The 20,316-nt window shown below is 42.5% G+C and carries 14 protein-coding genes and 1 pseudogene; 10 read left to right on the forward strand and 5 right to left on the reverse strand.

The features are described 5' to 3' along the window. Positions 1–127 precede the first annotated feature (127 nt). Positions 128–2,209 carry a tRNA(Met) cytidine acetyltransferase TmcA domain-containing protein gene (locus VHA01S_RS04885; protein ID WP_039970193.1) on the reverse strand — a complete coding sequence of 694 codons (2,082 nt, stop codon included), beginning with the start codon at positions 2,207–2,209 and terminating at the stop codon, positions 128–130. Between the two features lie 278 nt (positions 2,210–2,487). Between VHA01S_RS04885 and VHA01S_RS04890 the strand changes: the two genes are divergently transcribed. After that, a complete protein-coding gene (locus VHA01S_RS04890; protein ID WP_023403243.1) occupies positions 2,488–3,756 on the forward strand; it encodes a mechanosensitive ion channel family protein in 1,269 nt (422 codons plus the stop codon). A gap of 67 nt (positions 3,757–3,823) precedes the next feature. Here VHA01S_RS04890 and VHA01S_RS04895 read toward each other — a convergent pair whose 3' ends face one another. Together VHA01S_RS04895 and VHA01S_RS04900 are read right to left on the reverse strand one after the other, a co-directional pair. Beyond that, positions 3,824–4,798 (reverse strand): ParB/RepB/Spo0J family partition protein, encoded by a 975-nt coding sequence (locus VHA01S_RS04895; RefSeq protein WP_023403244.1) that lies wholly within the window; start codon positions 4,796–4,798, stop codon positions 3,824–3,826. Positions 4,799–4,801: 3 nt separating this feature from the next. Continuing rightward, entirely contained in the window at positions 4,802–6,022 is a 1,221-nt protein-coding gene (locus VHA01S_RS04900) for an AAA family ATPase (RefSeq protein ID WP_023403245.1), read from the reverse strand. 1,006 nt (positions 6,023–7,028) lie between these two features. Between VHA01S_RS04900 and VHA01S_RS18780 the strand changes: the two are divergent. Next, positions 7,029–7,100, forward strand: a pseudogene (locus VHA01S_RS18780) (hypothetical protein); the annotation flags it as partial. 295 nt (positions 7,101–7,395) lie between these two features. Continuing rightward, positions 7,396–9,372: a replication initiator protein RctB domain-containing protein gene (locus VHA01S_RS04905; protein ID WP_023403246.1), complete on the forward strand. Its 1,977-nt coding sequence runs from the start codon at positions 7,396–7,398 to the stop codon at positions 9,370–9,372. 48 nt (positions 9,373–9,420) lie between these two features. On the opposite strand, the gene VHA01S_RS04910 is transcribed toward VHA01S_RS04905, so the two are convergent. Beyond that, positions 9,421–9,894 (reverse strand): DUF2753 family protein, encoded by a 474-nt coding sequence (locus VHA01S_RS04910; RefSeq protein ID WP_023403247.1) that lies wholly within the window; start codon positions 9,892–9,894, stop codon positions 9,421–9,423. A 267-nt stretch (positions 9,895–10,161) separates the two neighbouring features. Between VHA01S_RS04910 and VHA01S_RS04915 the strand changes: the two genes are divergently transcribed. The 6 genes from VHA01S_RS04915 (at position 10,162) to VHA01S_RS04940 (ending at position 14,335) form a co-directional block, all read left to right on the forward strand. Then, positions 10,162–10,341 carry a PA3496 family putative envelope integrity protein gene (locus tag VHA01S_RS04915; RefSeq protein WP_023403248.1) on the forward strand — a complete coding sequence of 60 codons (180 nt, stop codon included), beginning with the start codon at positions 10,162–10,164 and terminating at the stop codon, positions 10,339–10,341. A gap of 346 nt (positions 10,342–10,687) precedes the next feature. After that, positions 10,688–10,912 (forward strand): DUF3283 family protein, encoded by a 225-nt coding sequence (locus VHA01S_RS04920; RefSeq protein WP_021714478.1) that lies wholly within the window; start codon positions 10,688–10,690, stop codon positions 10,910–10,912. Between the two features lie 115 nt (positions 10,913–11,027). Further along, complete coding sequence (locus VHA01S_RS04925; protein WP_023403249.1) at positions 11,028–11,744, forward strand: YebC/PmpR family DNA-binding transcriptional regulator; 717 nt, start codon at positions 11,028–11,030, stop codon at positions 11,742–11,744. 161 nt (positions 11,745–11,905) lie between these two features. Then, positions 11,906–12,781, forward strand: coding sequence for an NAD(P)-dependent oxidoreductase (locus VHA01S_RS04930; protein WP_023403250.1), 876 nt, complete (start codon positions 11,906–11,908; stop codon positions 12,779–12,781). A gap of 131 nt (positions 12,782–12,912) precedes the next feature. After that, the gene (locus tag VHA01S_RS04935; protein WP_023403251.1) at positions 12,913–13,269 is read left to right on the forward strand and encodes a YibL family ribosome-associated protein; all 357 of its coding nucleotides are present in this window, start codon (positions 12,913–12,915) and stop codon (positions 13,267–13,269) included. 100 nt (positions 13,270–13,369) lie between these two features. Then, positions 13,370–14,335, forward strand: a complete 966-nt coding sequence (locus VHA01S_RS04940) for a M23 family metallopeptidase (RefSeq protein ID WP_023403252.1) — start codon at positions 13,370–13,372, stop codon at positions 14,333–14,335. Between the two features lie 60 nt (positions 14,336–14,395). Here the strand turns inward: VHA01S_RS04940 and VHA01S_RS04945 are convergent, their stop codons facing one another. Next, positions 14,396–15,385: a transporter substrate-binding domain-containing protein gene (locus tag VHA01S_RS04945; protein WP_023403253.1), complete on the reverse strand. Its 990-nt coding sequence runs from the start codon at positions 15,383–15,385 to the stop codon at positions 14,396–14,398. 172 nt (positions 15,386–15,557) lie between these two features. Between VHA01S_RS04945 and VHA01S_RS17775 the strand changes: the two genes are divergently transcribed. Continuing rightward, positions 15,558–20,294: a response regulator gene (locus tag VHA01S_RS17775; RefSeq protein WP_023403254.1), complete on the forward strand. Its 4,737-nt coding sequence runs from the start codon at positions 15,558–15,560 to the stop codon at positions 20,292–20,294. Positions 20,295–20,316 lie beyond the last annotated feature (22 nt).

The raw sequence follows: 20,316 nt of genomic DNA on the forward strand, positions 1-20,316 counted from the left end.
AAAGGGTCACAACAGTTTGATGTTGTGACCCTTTTTAATAACCAATGACCGGCACTTTGAATTTACAGTGTAAATTGAAGATGCCCGCAACTCAGCCGATTAACAACGACTTAATTTACACTGTAAATCAGACAGGTTGTGTGGTTAGAAGATAATAACTAATCGCTTGACGATACTGAGCTTCTGCTTGTTTGCGCCCAGTGAATCCATGCTCTTGACATACCTTCGCCCAACTTTGTTTCTTAATCGATAAATCAGCAATCAAAGAAAGATCGGCATAATCCTTTGCATCATACTCAGCAGAACGCTGTAGCACAGACGACAAATGACTAACCAATAACTGTTGTACCAGAATTCGTGTCGCCTCAAAACTAGCGCCACCTAATGTGTAATTAGAGATCAGCTTATAAGTACGTTCATTTAAAGTCAGAGTGTTCTGTGTCTCGGATATAAAGAGTCTAAGCAATAATGTTGTAGGCAGGTTTAAATGTATATCAGAAGCGGTGTCGATAAGGTGTATTTGCAACTGACGCTGTGCATCCTCTTTCCACCCTACAAGGCTATTTAAAGCTTTCACCATAGAGGCAGAGAAGCACCCGCTCGCTTGGTCTTGCTTACTACCCAAACGAACGGCCTCAAACCCGTTATTGCACCAAAAGTTAAACAACTCACTGTTGACGCCAAAACTTGTTGATAGATAAGCAACTTCCGGCTCTTGCAATGACGCCAATTGAGACAACATCCAACTGCCAAGTCCAATGCCTTGCGTTTCTGGGTGAACTGCAATTCTCATCACTCGAAGGCTAGCAACAAGTGCTGGCCTGTTATCGGCAAGGTTACTGACTAATGAAATAGGAACCAAATGCCCTGCAGGTCTTCGTTTTCCTAATTGGATATCTTGTAATTGTGACTCGTTCAGGCCGCCCTCTCGATACCCAAGTATCACTCCTACAACCTGCTGCTGTGATATCACTTGATAGAGGCGAATATTTGGATCATCGAGCAATTGAAATACGTCATTGGGCGAGGTTTGATAATGAGCATTCACCAATAAAGCAAAAGCTTTACGCAGTGAGGTAACGCAGTGCGTGGAATCCGTAATATCAAGCTCAAGTAGTTTGGCATCGGAATAATCATTTAAGGATAAAGATTCAATCTCCGCATCAAGTAAGAAAGTATCGAATAACCATGCTTCCACCGGATCTCCTAGGCTCCAACGAATAGGTTGAGTCAGTTTCAATGACTTCCAGCCCGGCCGATGTTGATTGAGCCACGCAGAAAACTTTATCGAAAACCCACGCCCGCAACCTTCATAACCGTGCACAGTAGTTGCGAAACAAGTTCGGTGATAGCGCTCAACAATGGATTGCAAAAGAGGCAAAGGAATGGCGGCAGCTTCATCAACCAACAATAAATCACAATTGACCGAATCTCGAAGCAACTCATCAGGGGCAATAAAACGTAAACTTGCCCCTGTTTCTAGGCAAAGGTGGTAACCTTTTTGCGGCGCTATACCTAACTCTTTACTGGCGTGTTCGAATAATGTTTTTACTGCCTGCGTACTAGGCGCTGTGATAACAACATGCTTGTTTGAATTTTTAATTATTTGTGCGGCGGCAATACCAAGAGCAGCCGATTTACCTCGCCCTCTATCTGCCGTAATGACTAGCGGGCGTTTACGATGCCCGCTTAATACTTTATGTATTGCCTCTATGGCTTGTCGTTGCTGTGAGAAACGATCAACTGCGGGTATCATTTGCACCTGCGTAAAATCGGAACCGGTCTCAATCACACTCGGTGAAGACTCACAAATGCTGATAAATGACTGACAAGCACGTGCCATCCATAGCTCGGAAAACTGAACTGAATCAGTGTTAGGCAGTATCAGCAATAAACTGCCACCCTTTAATGTGCCCGTAACAGCAGTAAAACCATTGGCATCGAAGGCACAGTTAAGATCAGCTACGATAAGATCACTTTCTTGACCTAGCTTTTGTCGTGCTTGTTTAAAGGTCACTGTTTCGGCATAACTTAACGTGCGCTCACCCAGCACTAATGCCCGTTGGTAGCGATGCAACTCTCCAAGATGTTGTAACACCTGTTGCTGCCATTGCTCAGAACCCTTTAATATCACACCGATACGGTGTTGAGATTGAAAAGCCTGACTTTGCAAAATTAGCAATTGCTGAGCATGAGAACGATATGGCAAGGGCATCACCTAAATTATGGAATCTTGTATTGGCATAGAATAGCAGAATAGCGAAGGGAATTAACGCTAACAAAAACTTGCCACAGCACAAAGCAACACATGAATATCACAACAAAACTCTATCGAAGACGATGTTGCTTTACTCTCGCTAAATGAAAGGCTTAGTATGATATTAATCTCAGTAAATAACGTCTCAGCCAAGTTTGTTAAAACACGATTGCTGATCACTTAATTACCCAGATTGCTCTAAACAAGATAAAACAGGGAGGTTTATCTAAATGGAACAACAACAAACATCGGGCGCGTGGGTATCAGACCATTTAGGTCATCTGCTGATTGAATTCCTGTCGTTATTCGATATCACTTTTGATAGGCATGATTTTTTCGCTGATGTGTCACTGATACTTGTCACGCTATTGTTTTCCGCTGTTACCTACTTAGTCATTCATCGTTTTACTGGGACTTTTGTCAATAAAAGTACTCATGGTTATGACTATAAAATAAAGCGGGCTATCGAACTTAAACGCTTTCATGAAAAGATTTCTCTTATCGTGCCCTACTACTTGGTCATGTCGAGTATTGAACTGATAATTCCTAAAATTACTATTTTGGGCCAAACCATCAATGCATTTTTAGAAATAGGCGCCGCGATTATCGTTCTGCGAGCACTGTTCTCTATCTTCGATATTACCTTGTTAGTGCTCTCCACCAAACAATTCGGACATAGATTGCCACTGCATGGCATGGTGCAGTTCTTCAAACTCGCTTTTGTGGCGTTAGCGGTGCTGCTCACCATATCCCATATCTTAGATCGAACACCTATTTATCTCATATCCGGTGTCAGTGTAATGGCTGGGATGATCGCCTTTGTTATGAAAGACACCATAATGGGGTTTATCGCAGGCATTCAGTTAGCCGCCAATAAAATGATTTCGACCGGAGAATGGATACAGCTCGATAATCACAACGTAGATGGCACTGTACAAGAAGTAACGCTCACTACCGTAAAAGTAAAAAACTGGGATAACACCATTGCTATGATCCCTTCGCAAACCTTAGTCAGCGAACCTTTTATTAACTGGTATGGCGTTGAAGAAACAGGCGCCAGACGCATAAAACGAGCTCTGTTTATTGATACTGAGAGTATTGATTTTTTAGATAACGACATGCTAGAGCGCATGCAACGATTTAGACTGCTGAAGACGCACATATTGCGCAAGCAAAAAGAAATAGAGCAGTACAATAAAACCTTACCTGAAGATGCCGACCCTATTAACTTTAGACGCTTAACCAACCTTGGGTGCTTTCGCGAATACGTTGCCAGTTACCTCGCGACGCATCCTGCGGTCATAAAAGATTTAACTATTGTCGTAAGACAACTGGAAAGTAACCGTTTTGGCTTACCTATCGAAATCTACTGCTACGTCAACAAAACCAGTATCAAAGATTATGAACGTGCCCAAGCCGACTTGTTTGACCATATTTACTCGATTTTAAAAGAATTTGATCTTAGAACCGTCAAACCTTACGCGTCCATTGGCGCATAAAAAAACGGGTATCAATTACTTGATACCCGTTTTTCATTCTGCTTTATGCTCAATCAACGACTAGCGATTATTTCAATTTGGCTTCGATAAACTGAATAATTTCTTGCGCTAAAGAATCGTCTATTTTTTTCAGGTTCAACGCTAAAGACTGACCTTTACGAACGTAAGTCGCTTTACCTTTTACCAGTTCAACCGGTTTCTTCGCTTCTTTATACGTGGTTTCGTTAACCTCAGCAATCCAGCCTTCAAGCAACAAGGAAACTTGCTTGGTGATCTTAGCTTCGCTAATACCGCTGAAACGTTGCCAAACGTAAGCACCGTCTTGCTGACACTTATCTAAAATACCCTGCTGTGCCGCCTCCTCAAGCTCATTAAACTGTTTATGTAGCTTAACGATAGTTGGACGCCCAAGCTCGGTTACGTTTGGATACGCTTGCAATAATGGTAATGGCAATGAGGCCGCTTTTAATGCCCCACTCACCAATGCTTCACTGCATTTAAAGAGAGATGCGAGCCCTTTTTGGTCACTCACTTCACCAGAATCCAGCTTGGCTTGCATTTCACGGCCACGTTCATACAAAGAAAGTGGCTTATGCGCATTAGCAACGTCAGATAAAAACTTAGCGTGTTCGCTATTTATGTCTTCAGCAACGTAAATGAGAAAGTCTTTCTCCGCCAAAATACACGATTTTCTACGACGACTACCATCAAGAACTTCGATTTGACCTTGGCTATTCTTTCTACCGACCGCTGGATATTGCTGACCACGATCTTTAAGAGTATCTAGAATGTCAGACAGCGCATGTTCGTTAAGAAACGTTTGTTCACGGGCATTATCAGAAAAGACTACCGTCTGTTCTTCAATCTTCGCCGCAGGGATACGTTGTAACTGAAAGGACACCATATCCTGCCCTGCTACGGCAAGCTCGATCACCTGTGCGTTTTCTTTGACTGCTGTTTGCGCTTCTGTAGGCGTTGTTGCTCTACGTTTGTTAGCCTTACCAAATAATTTAGCGTTCAAGTCGGATGTTTTTATCGCCATACCTTAATCCTCCTGATTTAATGACGCCCAGTGGCTATGAAGCACACGTTCTAATTCTAATGCGCTTTTTTGCACCGCATCTTGCGCAACTGCGAGCGTCTTCTTGCCCCCTTCAAAATCGCCAGGGGTTAAGTCAAACACAGTGCTGTATGTGTCAGCACAAGTTTCAAATGCACGACTTCTTGGAATGGTCGCCATCATCACTTGTTCTTGTAACAGGTAGTTCATTTCAGTCAGAACAGACACCTGCTTTTTATTATCGTCTTCAAACATGGTTGGCACCATACGAACAAACTCTAATCCGTGCCAGTCCTCAGGGAACATCTCGTATACCGTCGGTAAATGCTGGAAGAAGTTAACCGTTGACGCCCAGTCCAATCGCTTAGCAGCACACGGAATCAATAACGCATTTGATGCGTACATGGCGTTCCAAACTAATGGATCGACGTGTGGACCGGTATCAATCATGATCACATCAAAGTCATCGGCAATTTTATCGATAAGCTTTTCTTTAAGTAGCTTAACAATATCAAGAGATTGATCTTGCGATAGTGATTGCCATGCTTCAGCGTTAAACATCGCATCTTCAGGAAAAGCTGAAATCGTTTTCAGGTTTGGATACTGCGTTGGAAGCAGCACATTCTTACGCAAAAAATCTAAGTCCACGTCGGTATCTTCTGGCACATTATCCAGCATGATATCAACTGCAGAATAGATATTATCGTGCTCGCTAATACTGATCTGCGGGTTTAAAAACAGTCGCAGTGACCCTTGTGGATCCAAGTCAATAAGACAAATGCGGTAGCGCTTATCTAAATTCAGTGCCAAACAAGCCGCTAAGTGAACCGCAGTCATCGACTTACCTGTGCCACCCTTTTGGTTTTGCACATTGACAACCCAAGGCTTATTATTTTGATTTCGCTTGCGCTCGTGAAACATTTCAACGCCAGCAGACTCCATCAAATGATGAGCCTCCTCTAAAGAAATAGAGTAGTGGTTGGCGTTGTTTTTTGTAAATTGATGCCCTTTAGCTTCCATTTTGCTGATAGCGTCGTCTAGCTTTCTGCGAGTCAAACCAGAGCGAGTTTCCATCAATGCTTTAGACATTGCAGGGAAGTGCTCATCGTTTCGCTCTTCCAATACAATTTCAATACGATCAGCTTGAACCTGTTTTGTTTGTTCTGCTAATTGATAAAGATTATCTATCGTTGATTCTCTTTTCATCATTCTTCCCATAAATGTATGACTAAGTTAATTGTACAGCTAACACAAGATAATTCAACTAAGTGCTGAACATTTATTAATGGGTTGAATCACATAAATAACCTGTAATATCTCTATATTGACGTCTATTTTACACCAATAACGAGTCGAAAAATCACATAGATTTTAAAAGTTACAGGAGTCACTTATTTACAATGTAAACAGACGAAAAGGCGTAAAATAAGGTAGGGTAGGCTAAATAGACAGCAAAAAGCTCATTTTTATTTCCATAAACGGAACGATGATAAAACCTGTACGAATTACGGTCATTTGCAATCCAATAAAACAAAACCACCGACAACCGAACGTATATTTAAACTATTGCTCTTTTTTCAAGATTGCATGGCAAAATCTCGAGACATTATCAACACAGGAATTAGGAAGAATGATCAAGGTCGACTCTTGATCATTCTTCCTAGAGAAAAAAACGAATATCTAAGAGAATTCAGGAAATTCGAAACGATGATCAAGGAAATGCTTAAACAGACTCTCCTTTGTTGATGATCACAGTTTACATACACTTAAGAGGATCTTTTCCGGATCGATGATCAAGTGTTTTTTCAATACGGAAGCATGTAAATTACTCGCTAGATTACGGTAAACATCAAGTAGAATGGGCATTTACAAAGAATAGGGGGTAAAAAAGGCGCAATTCATTTACAAACGCATCATCAAATCACGCAAAACCAATTAACTTGATCATGCTTCCACCAATTTGTACGCAAATAAAATAATATTCAATCCAAGTAAGGAACCAACTTAAACTGGCTTGCGTTTACCAATGAAATAATTCAAACAAATTGGACAGTTACAAATTAAGCGGAACAAGGGATCAATGATACTCATGATCATGCTTCCATTGTTTAAAGCGTTTGAAAATCAGGGTTTTGAAGATTTATAACGGGGTAGAATGGAATGAGAAGAACAAACAATGCATTAGATCCACGACAGCGTTCAATAAACGTACTCATGCACTGTGGATAAGTTGTTCACACCCAATGATCATGCTTTCGTTGCTTACTTGATCATGGTTCATTGATTGTGTTGATCACACTTCCGCAAATCACTGATCATGTTTACGTATTCTGTATGATCATTCTTTCGAAGTAACCTTGATCATCGCTCCGAAACACCATAAAAATTACTCTATTCTAATCAGTAACTTACAGCCAAATTAAAGCCCGGATCATTAGATCACATTATCAATAAGATCAGTTTTAAACAAAAAGATCAGTTTTAAAAAACCTCTATAATTTTTCTTTCTTTTTAGAAGAATTTTTCTTAAGCTATACGGAACAATGATTAAGTTACGATTGAATGTAGACGGATAATAAATGACCAAAGACACTAAGATCTTGATTAAACAACCTAGAAGTCACAAAGATGGCCATTTATTTGAAGTCAATGATGCAGCAATCGAATGGATTGAGCAGTATCAACATTTCAAGGGTGTTACCAAAAGCATCATAGAATTGCTTAATCTCATTTCGCTACGTGGAATGAGCAGCAAAGACGGATTGGTTTCGACCACTGAACTCATCGATGCAACAGACGGTCAAATTACCCGTGCAGCTATCCAACAGCGCTTACGAGCGGCAGTGAACATAGGTTTATTTGGCCAAACTCCAGTACGTTTTGAAACAGGCCTTGCTGGAAAAACCATGCTGCATAAGTTTGTAAACCCATCTTTGCTTATCACAACTTTAGGTACCGGAAGTTTACAAACCGAAACCAGTAAAAAAACCGCGAAGAAGAAAAAAACCCAGGCACTTGCTCAAACTCACGTTAATAAACAACTACTCAGCGAACACGGATTAAACAATCCACCCGCAATGTTAGACGAAGCCGATCAATTTGTCGTGTCTCCAACTAACTGGGCCGGTATTATTGATCAAGCATTAGCGCCGCCAAGAACCCGTAAAAACTACCAAAAATCAATGGTTTCAATTTCGGGGACACGTGCAGTAATCGAAACTCGATCTTCCAAACACATTATGACCGTGGATGATCTCATGACTTTGTTTGCGCTGTTTACCCTAACCGTGCAATACCACGATCATCATCAAGATAATTATCACATCAATGCTCAGATTGCGCCGAATAAAACCCCATTGTACATCACTGATATCCTGTCTCTTAGGGGCAAAAAAGACAGTGGTCCGGCGCGTGATTCTATTCGTGACAGCATAGACAGAATTGAATACACCGATTTTCAATTACATGAATTAACAGGGCAGTGGTTAAGTGAAAACATGCCTGAGGGCTTTAAAAGTGATCGTTTTCGTTTCTTAGCTCGAACAATCACCGCCTCTGAAGAAGCGCCAACCGAGAACGAAGCAGGCGAGATTAAAATCAAACCTAATCTCTATATTTTGGTTTGGGAGCCGTCGTTTTATGAAGAGCTGCTAACACGTGATTATTTCTTCTTGTTCCCACCAGAAATTTTACGTCAGCACACCTTGGTGTTCCAACTGTACTCGTATTTCAGAAGCAGAATGTCCCGTCGCACTAACGACAGCATGTTACTCAGTGAGTTAAATCAGAAACTGGCGAGAAACATAGAATGGCGTCGTTTCTCGATGGATTTATTACGCGAGCTGAAGAAGCTGTCTAACGGTAAAGGCAATGATGAACTGTTTGTGGTGAACTTGTGGGGCTATCACCTAACACTGAGCGTCTTAGAAACCAAAGGCAAAGTGAAAGACTACCAAGTTGATATCAAATGTAACGCGGAAGAAGTGATTCGTTATGCTCGAGCTAGAACCACCAATGCCGGTAAGCGCAACATGGCGCCGACCTTGCCTAACCCATTGCGCCACGAAATGGTTTCTAAGAAGAAACTCGATGAGTTAGCGGAAATCATCGATGGCGAGTTTGAGCCAATTCAGCGTAAGAAAACCTCTCCAAGAGGGCATTTAGGCCGCCGAGTTAAATTACGTAAGCACTTAGTAGAGATCAACGCTGAAGAGATCACCATAAGTTTAACTAAATATACCTCTCCAGAGGCTCTTGAACGCAGTATAACGGCTTTGTCAGCAATGACTGGTCATTCACCGGTATCTATTCGGGAAGAGTGTCAGGAGCTATTAGAGAAGCTAGATTGGTTAAGAGTGGAAGACAAAGTGGTGAGTTACGAAGCCCTTAGTCGCACCATTGAGTTGTACAACCAAGATTCTGAAGGTGTGCACCTTTCGATCGAACGCTTGATCTTAGGTTTAGCGGTGCGACGTAAAGTGTGTCGACAGATCTTTGAAGGGCATTACGATGAAACAGTTATGCGAGTCCTTAGAGAGATCGCTTCAGGCTCTTGATCATGCTTCCGCATAGATCGTGATTAACATAAGATCTATGCGGGTTTTTTAGTTCGCAGACGGCTTGAGCACAGGGATTGGAGATTCATTAAAAGGGTAGTGGGTTAAAAATTTAACATGCGTTTCTATTTGATTTTGCAGTTCTACTTGCCACTTTGGATCGGGTTGTTTTTTACAAAACTCAAAGATCAATACCATTATCTGCTCTAATTTACGACAGCAACTGCAGCGAATATTTTGATCCACTTCAGCTCGACACACCACAGATTCTAAACGAGCTTGCGCCAAACATAGATACGAGTAGGCACCGGCGGTATTCCCTTGCTCTAAATGGTGCTGATAAATACGTGCACAGCCATCTAACCAATATCCTAATCCCTGACTTTGCTCGATCGATAATTCTGGCCCCCATAACTCTGACGGAGCATTATTGATAAGTCGGGCAAGCGTTTCTACTTGATCATGCTTCCGCACTTTATGCCAATGCGACACTTGCTGTTGCCACTGATCCAGCTGATTCACGAAAACCTCCCTCTTCAACTATATTCATAATAAGTGTAAATCAAAAACGGTTAAAATGTAGTCAAATGCAGTCTATGCCAATAAATCAAAAACACGCTTGATAACTGCATCACATTTTAGTTCTAAAACTCTTAACAGGGAGGGGTTAGGTTGATATCAATATCGAGGTCAGAAGAACTCAGCTAAATTACCAAAATAGCTAAGGGTTCTGTTATTAAGCAGTAGGGTAAAAACCCTATAAATTATTGTTATTCTAGGAGCAAAGCGATGTCTATTAATTCTATAAGCCGAGAAGAGATGCAAGATCTCGCGGGTTCGTGGGATGAATTGAATGCAACCCGCGCCACTACTTCGAATAAACAGTTAAAATCTGCAGAGGCAAGACGCCGAATAGAACAAATGCGTGAAATCAGGGAAAGTGGATTGACACTGGAAGAAGCTCGATAGTTGGGGCTGTTGCATTAATTTTACCCCGTCACCAGGTCGGTACTTAATTTGATTAGACGCGTATTAGATTAAGTACACAGTGGTGACAAAGCGTTCCGTAATTAGTGATCCAGTATTAATTACGGTCTTGAAATGCATACACTATGTTTAAAACGGTGTATGCATTTTTGTTTATATATCAAAGTATTATTGTATAGATTGCAGTGGTTTGTGTGCGAGCGAAAGCAATTTTCGAATGCTGTTTTTGCCTATAAATTCAGCCACTTTACAGTGTAAATTTTCTCGTTTTTTCATCCTCTGAAAATGTGTTATATTACGCAACACGAATTCGTATAAAAAACCTCACATGTCGATAAATCTTTCTAAACTTCCTGCTGAAGACAAATACCGCGTTGAGTTAGACAAACAAGCATCTTATTTGGTGTGGAAAGTCAAAAACTCGCAGGGTACTGAACTCGATATTTCAGAGCAACGCAGCAAGCTTAAAAGCGAACAACACGTGCTTTGGTTTGATGAGTCTGTTGCGAAATATCGACAGATGATGAATTTAAAGCCAATCACGGCAGTTTAACCCGCTAGAATGAGCAGTTGATTGCTAGGATTGGTTAAGGTAGTTTTTTGGATTATCAGCTGCGTGCTGGTGACTGTGACTTTTTCTGAGACATAGAATTAGAGAGTAGATCCCGATGGGAAGAAGTTTTGAAGTGCGCAAGGCCTCAATGGCCAAAACAGCTGGCGCAAAAATTAAAGTATATTCTAAGTACGGTAAAGAAATTTACATGTGTGCAAAGAACGGTGGTTCAGATCCAGATATGAACCTGTCGCTAAAGCATTTGATTGCTAAAGCGAAGAAAGACCAAGTTCCTGCGCACGTTATCGATAAAGCCATTGATAAAGCGAGCGGTGGCGGTGGTGAAGATTACCAACCAGCACGCTACGAAGGCTTTGGTCCTGGCGGCACAAGCGTTATCGTTGACTGTCTAACAGATAACGGCAACCGTACTTTCCAAGACGTTCGCCAATGTTTTGTTAAAGTAGGCGCTAAAATCGGTGTTGAAGGTTCTGTTTCACACATGTTTGATCATCAAGCTGTATTCCAGTTTAAAGGTGAAGACGACGAAGTGATTCTAGAAGCTCTTATGATGGAAGACGTTGACGTAACTGACGTTGAGCTAGAAGACGGTGTGATCACTGTATTCGCTCCGCATACTGAGTTCTTCAAGACCAAAACTGCGTTAAACGCTTCTTTCCCTGATATTACTATGGATGTGGAAGAGATCACTTTTGTACCTCAAACTCAAACCCCAATCGCGGGTGAAGACGCAGAGAAATTCCAGAAGTTCCAAGATCTTCTTGATGACTGCGATGACGTACAACAGGTTTATCACAACGCTGAACTGTAATAGTTCAAGTTTAAGTAAATCGTCTTTGATCTAATGTAATGGGATCGGAGACTGTGAATTGTAGAGCAAGCTATTGGCTTGCTCTTTTTTTTGCATCAATTTTATTGATACGCGTGGTACCCTGAATAGAAGCACACTATAGCGATAAGCAGGAGCAAATTATGAGAGTCAGTTTTCTTGGTTTAGGGGTCATGGGATACCCGATGGCAGGTCATTTAGCGAAAGCCGGTTTTGATGTGCGTGTTTATAACCGCACCACTAGCAAAGCTCAGCAATGGGCTGCTGATTATACAGGACAAGCATTTGCTACTGTTGCTGAGTGTGTTGATGGCGCGGATGTTGTTTTGGTCTGTGTGGGCAATGATGACGATGTACGCAGTGTGACTACCTCGGCGACTGGTGCATTAGCTCACATGAAAGCTGACGCCATTTTAGTGGACCATACCACCACTTCTGCCAACCTTGCCGAAGAGTTATTCGAGGCTTGCACTAAAGCACAATTAAGATTTATGGATGCTCCTGTGTCTGGCGGTCAAGCGGGCGCAGAAAATGGCGTTCTGACTGTGATGTGTGGTGGCGAAGCATCAGACTTTGATGCGATGCAACCCGTGTTTGAAGCTTATGCGAAATCATCGGTATTGATGGGTAAAGCAGGGCAAGGTCAGCGCGCTAAAATGGTCAATCAAATCTGTATTGCAGGCGCGTTAACTGGGTTATCTGAGGGCTTATTACTTGCTGAGAAATCAGGTTTGGATGTACAAACGCTGGTGGATTGCCTGAAAAATGGCGCGGCAGGTTCATGGCAGATGGAAAACCGAGCGCAAACCATGGCGCAAGATAAGTTTGATTTTGGGTTTGCCATTGATTGGATGATCAAAGATCTGGGTTTCTGCTTAGAAGAAGCAAAGCAACATAATTTGACGCTTCCTCTTACTCAAGCTAGCACTGACGCTTATAAAGCGCTATCTGAAGAAGGGCTAGGGCGTATGGATACGTCGGTTTTACTGAAAGCAATTCGTAAACAAGCGGAATCTTAAGCGCGGATTTGTCATTACCCAGTAATCAATTTGTCGTTTCATCGGCAAACACTATATACTTCAGCTATTACTTCCATTATCAAATTTAACGTGCCGTCCTAGGACGGCACGTTTTTTACTAGGAGCGGCAAATGTCTGCAAAAAAAGAAATCCAAAACCTGAACAACCGAATCGATAAATACAAACATAAACTTGCCGCGGCAGTTGAAAGACGCGACCAATCTATCATTCAACAATTTGAAAGAGAGATGGCGAAATTAGAAAAGCAAGTTGCTCAACTTAAACACAAAGAAAGCTACGATCTCAACAAAGAGCGTAAAGAACTTTCTGACAAACCATTTTCTCGCCCTATCACTAAACAAGAGCAGGCCGATATGGGGCAGCTTAAGCGTCGTGTGAAAGGACTGGTTGTCGTGCACCCTTTAACTAAACTAGGTAAAGCATTACGTGTGGATGAAGTAACCGGTTTTGCTGATAAAGAGTTTTAATCACTGCTAACCTATCAAAAATGAGATTTAAACTTGCTGATTTCGTTGGTTCAAGTAAAATACGCATCCGGTTAAAAAATAATCAGATAGCAAGGTATCAATGAAAGAGCATGTGATAGTCACCGTCTCCACTGTGGATGGTACGCGTCATTTCCAGTTAGGAAAAATATTACAGCGTTGTCTTAAAACCTTCGGTTATTTCATGGTGGCAGCAATTATTGCTGCCTGTGTGTCTATTTATTATCTTAATAACGAAGTTGAATTTGCGGTTTCTAAACAAACAGAGTTGCAGAACCGCTCTTTAAAACTCAGTGAAGAAGTCGAACATTTACAAAATCTAAAACTGGAACTCGAAGGCGATCTTGGTGCTCGTGAAGAACGACTACAACAAGTGTCTGATAGGCTAGGGGATTTAGAAGTTGTTCTTGGGGTATCTGACAAAGACGGTGAGCTGGAAAGTCGCTTAGATGCCGCCGCTGTCACTTCATCTGTTCGTCTTAATATGCTGAACAATATTCCTAACGGTTCGCCTGTTGGGGATGTGCGAGTATCTTCACACTACGGCTACCGTATCCACCCTAAAACGGGCAAAAAAACCTTACACCGTGGCATTGATTATGCGGTGAATACAGGGGCTCCTGTGTATGCCTCCGCCGATGGTGTGGTTGAAGTGGTTAGGCCAAGTGATGTGGGCTCGGGTAATTTCTTGAGATTGCAACACTCATACGGTTTTTCCAGTTCATACTCTCATCTACAAAAATTCAAAGTAAAATCGGGTGATTTTGTCGAAAAAGGACAGTTGATCGCTTATTCGGGCAATACTGGTTTTTCAACGGGTCCACACCTTCACTATGAAATTCGCTTTGTGGGACGCGCTCTTGATCCGCTAGCATTTCATGAATGGAGTGCCGACAACTTTGAATCGCTTTTTGAAAAAGAACGCGGCATCCGCTGGGATTCTTTGGTGGCAAAAATAGAAAGTCGAGCTAGCAATCAGCTTAAGCTCTCTTCGAATAAGGCCTATAAAACGAACTCAGAAGCTACTGACGCAACCGCAGAGCAATAAACCGCGCTCTTATGTAATTGTGTATTTTTAGGTCTTACAGGCTTTCCTGTGAGACCTTTTTTAGTGCTTGCGAGCAGGCAGGTGCTGCCAGTAGTGCTTCTTCTCTATCGGGATGGTTTTTAACAAGTCAGGGATCGCCACTTCAAATACAATGGATTCTTGCCATTTATCTAGAGGGTAGGCCGATTTTGTGACTGGATGGGTTTTCATCAACTGTTCCACCAGCCCTTTTTCATTGGCGCGGATCAGCCCGGTTTCTATGCGATAAGCCAGTAAAAAGTTTTTATGACTGGTGAAAAAGAACAGCGGCACAGTGTAGTGCAATAATACTTTATCAAATGCCAGCAAAGGTTTATCAGGATTGGCTGCATTGTAAGCTTCTAGCTCTCCGTAGCCTTCGGTAATGGCACGAGGAAAGTAATCACATCTACCATTGATCAAATAGTCGAACATGGTTTCAAATTTATCGACTCGAATGACGTTATAACCTTGATCTTCGAGAATTTTAGAATCTGGCCACGCCGACCCCTGACATGCCTTTAATGTTTTGAGTTGTTCTGGGCGGCTAATGGCTAAAAACTTAGCTTCATCTTCTGGGCGAATCAGCATCATGCGATACCCAAGCAGTCCCATCAGCAAAGGAAATCGAGCTGCGCGAAATTGCACTTCTCGCTTCACGGTTGGCGCTGAAGCGACAGTATCTAAAATACCTTCAATATCCAGCAGTGGCAGAACCAAATTTTGACCTAACTGTATTGGCATAAAGTCTAATTTAGCAGGGCCAAAATCATGTTCAGTTTCTTTGATAGCAATTTCTAAAAGTGACACTAGATAGCTATGTGAGACATCTTCTGCGGATTGTTTAGGCGCCATGCGTATGATGCGTGGCTGTTGAGTGGACAGTTCGCTGGGCAGGGCTGTGTCGGAATAAGCAGGAAAACTGAGGGTTAATGTAAACAGTGATAGCAATGCGACTACCGACAACACCAATGTCGAAAATTGAAACCTTGTTAGGGCCAATGTCTGCGTTAATGTTAGCGTAGATGTCACTAGGTAATCCTCTTTGATATATGCAACTGCAATCCATGTGTTATTAGTGTAGCAAACCTTTGAAAATTAACATGAAAGCTCATGCCTTACCGATTTTGAACTAAGCTATATTGAATTGGTTTATGGATGAAATGAGTACGCACATTGTCGTGCTCAAAGAAAAGGACTGTTCGTGGCGAAATATGTTCAATGGATTGTTTTAATTGCTTGGCTCGGGTTTTCGTTTCCAGCACTTTCTGACACTCAGGCAAAAGAGGCCGGAGCTCGTGAAAGCGCAGAATTGCCAGCGCATTTAGTGGCGTGGGTAGAAAAACATCCTGTGGTCAGATACAGCCCTTCATTTGATTTGCATCCGGATGATTTTATTAACGCGCAGGGTCTGCACAGCGGTTTTGCTAGCGAGCTTTATGCAGCATTAGACAGGGTACTGCCAGTGCGCTTTATTGCTGATAATACTCGTAACTGGAATCAACAGTTGGTGGCGTTGGAGCAAGGGCAGACCGATATTTTAGCCGTATGTAGCCGCACCCATGAGCGTGAAAGTAAATTTTTATTCTCAGAACCCATCGCCATGCAAGCCCCTGGTTTTTTGATTAATAAAGACTCGCCGCAGCTTGCGGATATCAACAATTGGAATAGCGCTACCATTGTGGGCACGATCCAAGGCAGCGCGCTACAAAATCACATCAAATCAGCCATAGACCGAATTCAGCTCACCTATACCGTCGATAATGAACAATCGGTGAACTTAGTCGCTAACGGTTCTATCAATGTGTTTCTTGCGTATCAATCAAGCATGCACTATTGGGCCAAAGTCGGCAGTTTGGATTCAGTGCAGTTCATACCGTTTGCCAATACACTTCCCGATGTCAGCACTGTGTGTGTGCGTAAAGATGCCCCTGAGCTCGTCGAATTGATCAATTGGGGGCTTAAACAAATCGGCCCAGCAAAACTAGAAGAAATGAGAAGTAAATGGTACTCGAATAAACTGGGTGCTTCCGAGCAATTGTTTGAACAAGCCATTGATCATGAAGAATCGTTGTGGCGCGTTGAAAAGATGCGCTGGACTTTCTTTATCATGTTCGCCTCCATTGCATTGTTCGTTTTAATATGGACCGTTTGGCTGCAAAAAAGAAAGCTGTTTCATGAGTTCTTTGGCTCAGCAAATCAAATCAAGATTTTTATCAGTCTGACCATTTCTATCTGTATCGCTTTTATCGTTTCTATCTCTTTGGCTTTAAATACTTTAAAACAAAGTGAAATAGAAAATTATCAAATCCAGCTCGATCTTGCTCAAGATGGTGCTAAAAACCTGTTATATGAATGGGTTGCGGAAAAACGCGCCTTAGTTAAGTTGATACTGACTGCGGAGTTCTCGGTTTTATCTGAGATTATGGGGCAGCTATCTGCCATTAGTGATGATCAAGTTGAGCGCGCTGCATTACTCCAAGAAACGCCGGTGCTGACTAAGATTCGCCAGTTTGTGCATGACCGAGCTTTATTGTCATCTAATTCGGGTTTTTATGTTATTGGTGAGGGCAACATCACCCTAGCATCAGACAGAGATAGCGACTTAGGCACGCAAAATTTACTGTTTGAGAAAGCGCCTAATTTACTGGCGCGAGTATGGGATGGTGAGGTGGTGTTAGTGCCTCCGGTACATACACAGGTGCGATCTATGACTGGAGGCATAGAAGGGACCCCTGATGCTGCGATGTTTTTGCTAAGCCCGATCGCCAATAGTGCGGGGCGGGTAGTGGCTATTTTTGCGCTGGGAATTGACCCAAGAGCGGGCTTTTCTAACTTGTTTCGTATCTCCAATATTGGGCGTACGGGTGAGCAATTTGCTATTAGCCGAGAAGGGATCATGCTTAGCCGAAACCGCTTTGAATCTAAGTTATTAGAAGATGGCATTTTAGGCGATAACCTGACCTCCATTCTTTCCATTACTATGGATTCTAAGTTGTTAGAGCAGACTTTTGCACAGCATCCACTCGATGTGGAAAACGACACTAACCTTGAGAATTACCAAGATTACCTAGACAAGCTAGTGATGGGATCATGGCGCTGGATCCCTGATATTGAGATAGGCATAGTGGCACAAATTGATATGGATGAAGTGCTTAGTGATTATCACGCCACTCGAGAGGTACTGCTGGGTCTGTTGATCATCGCCCTGATTGTGATTATTGCGATTGCCTCATTTATGATGTTTGTCGGTCGTCGATCCTATCTGCTTTCGCAACGATCTAAGTCAGAGCTTGAAGCGTTGGTCCAAACCCGCACCTCAGAGCTTGAGCAAAACCAACAACTGCTTTCTATTTCCGAGAAAAATACCAAAGCCATGATGCAAGAAGCGCCCTCTGCGATTTTAATGGAAGATGATAAAGGGGAGATCATTCAGGTCAACCTTGCCGCCAGTCAACTTTTGGAAAAATCCGAGCCTGAGCTACTTAACAGCAGTTTCGCGCAGTTGTTTTCTGCTGACATTGAAAAGCAAGTCAAAGAAGCGATGGATAGGTTTTGGTTAAAAGATGAGCCCATTGAGCTACTAAAAGACCAACAACTGACCTTAAACTCCTCTAGTGGTGAATTAGTCTACTTAAAGGTCATGCTAACGCCTATTTTGCTGTCTAGCGGGCGTTTTACTCTGATCTCGATTCAAGATATTACCTCACTCATTAGCGCCGCCAACGCCATGAAAGAGGCTAGCAATGCCAAATCTAATTTCTTAGCCAATATGAGCCATGAAATAAGAACGCCGATGAATGCCATTATCGGCATGTCTTATCTGGCCTTGCAAACCGAGCTTAATGATAAGGCGCGAAACTATATCAGCAAAGTTAATGGTGCGGCTGAATCACTGCTGAGGATCATTAACGATATTCTTGATTTTTCTAAAATTGAAGCGGGTAAGCTGGTGGTTGAAAGGGTTAATTTTAATCTCGATAACACCCTAGAGAGCTTAGCGGACGTACTTTCACTTAAAGTGGAAGAGAAGAAACTAGAATTGCTGTTTGATGTTGATCCTCACATTCCTAAAGAGATAGAGGGTGATCCATTGCGCTTAAATCAGGTGCTGCTCAATTTAGGTTCAAACGCGGTCAAATTTACCCACTCAGGAGAGATTTTGATCTCGGTGAAACTGCTCACCTGGCAAGGCAGTCGCTGCCAACTGCAATTCTCGGTGCAAGACACGGGGATTGGCATGACGGCAAAACAGCAATCGCAGTTGTTCCAGTCTTTTTCGCAGGCGGATGCATCGACCACCAGAAAATACGGCGGTACTGGGCTTGGGCTGAGTATCTCTAGTAAGTTGGTTGAGTTGATGGAGGGGAGTATTAGCGCCACTAGCAAGCCTGATCAAGGCAGTTGCTTTACGTTTGATATTTGGGTCGGGGTCAATCAAAGCAAACCGGACAACAAAGAGCGTTATGGGCTCTATGGTATGAAAGTACTGGTGGTCGATGATAACCCCGTCGCTCTTGGCGTGATCCGCGATTTGATTAAAAGTTTGGGAGCCAATGTGTCGGTTGCCAGCAGTGGTTCGCAGGCGCTAGAAACTTGCAACAAAGAGGGCGGCCGGTTTGATTTGGCGATTATTGATTATGACATGCCACAACTTGATGGTGTGGATACCAGTCAGCAACTTAAATCAATCAATGACAAGAAGTTAAATACCTGCCTGATGGTGGCTGCCAGTGTGACAGAGGATAGCTCTGCCTTGCAAAATAACCCTTATGTTGATTTTGTGGTGCGCAAACCCCTAACCGCATCGAGTTTATTTGATGCCATTGTTGATTTGCCACAAACCGATAGTGACCTTCCTATGCTTGAGCAAACCTCAATGCTTGAGTCTCAAGCAAAAGCATTATTGTCAGGGATTACACTACTGCTTGTTGAAGACAACGATCTCAACCAAGAAATTGCCGTCACCTTGCTTGAAGCAGAGTCAATTAAAGTTGAAGTGGCAAGTAACGGTAAACAAGCCTTAGATAAAGCCCAACAGGGTAGCTTTGATGGTATTTTGATGGATATACAAATGCCCCTAATGGACGGTTATTCAGCCACTAAACATCTGCGAGAAATGGGAGTGACTGTGCCTATTATTGCGATGACCGCCAATGCTATGTCAGGTGATAGAGAGAAAGCCCTACAAGTAGGAATGGACGATTATATCTCTAAGCCTATTGATGTCGCAAAGATGTTCAAAGTGCTCACGCGTTGGTTTGCGAAGGGAAATAGCACCAGTGTTGAGCCGGATATCAATCAGAACAGTTGCGATAACGTTCGTATTGATAATAAAGAACAGCGTGTGACGCTTTCACAACAAGCAGGGCTTGCCTACTGCAATGGAAATCAAGAATTATATGGACGCATTTTATTGCGCTTTACTCAAGGGCAGAGTGATTTCTTAAATCAGTTCAATAATGCTTGGTCGGAACTTGATTGGGAGTATTCAACCCGCCTTGCGCACACACTAAAGGCCAATGCCGCCAATATTGGTGCGCAGCAATTACAACAGCTCGCCTCCGAGTTGGAAACATCGGCTGAGTTAAAGGCCGATAGCGAACGAATAATGAGTCAGCTCGATGAAATTACCTTAGAACTGGCAAAAGTAATGAATGAGATTAAGCCTCTGCTAGTAACGCCGCACACAGCAGAGGTAATCGCTGAGGATTTACAAACAGAGGTGATAGAAAATAGTGCCGAAGTAACGCAAGGGATAAAACAACTGCAAACACAGCTATTAGCATTTAGTAGTGAGGCGAAAACTCAGTGTAAAGACTTACTTGATATGAGCTTACCTACCGATGTACGACAGGTGCTGATTGAAGTGGATAACGCGCTAAATGGGTATGACTTTATCTCGGCAGCTGAGCTGATTAAGTCGTTAAAACCGGAATAAACCGAATGTTGAATAACAAACG

It is taken from the genome of Vibrio halioticoli NBRC 102217, from assembly GCF_000496695.1.
GTDB lineage: Bacteria > Pseudomonadota > Gammaproteobacteria > Enterobacterales > Vibrionaceae > Vibrio > Vibrio halioticoli.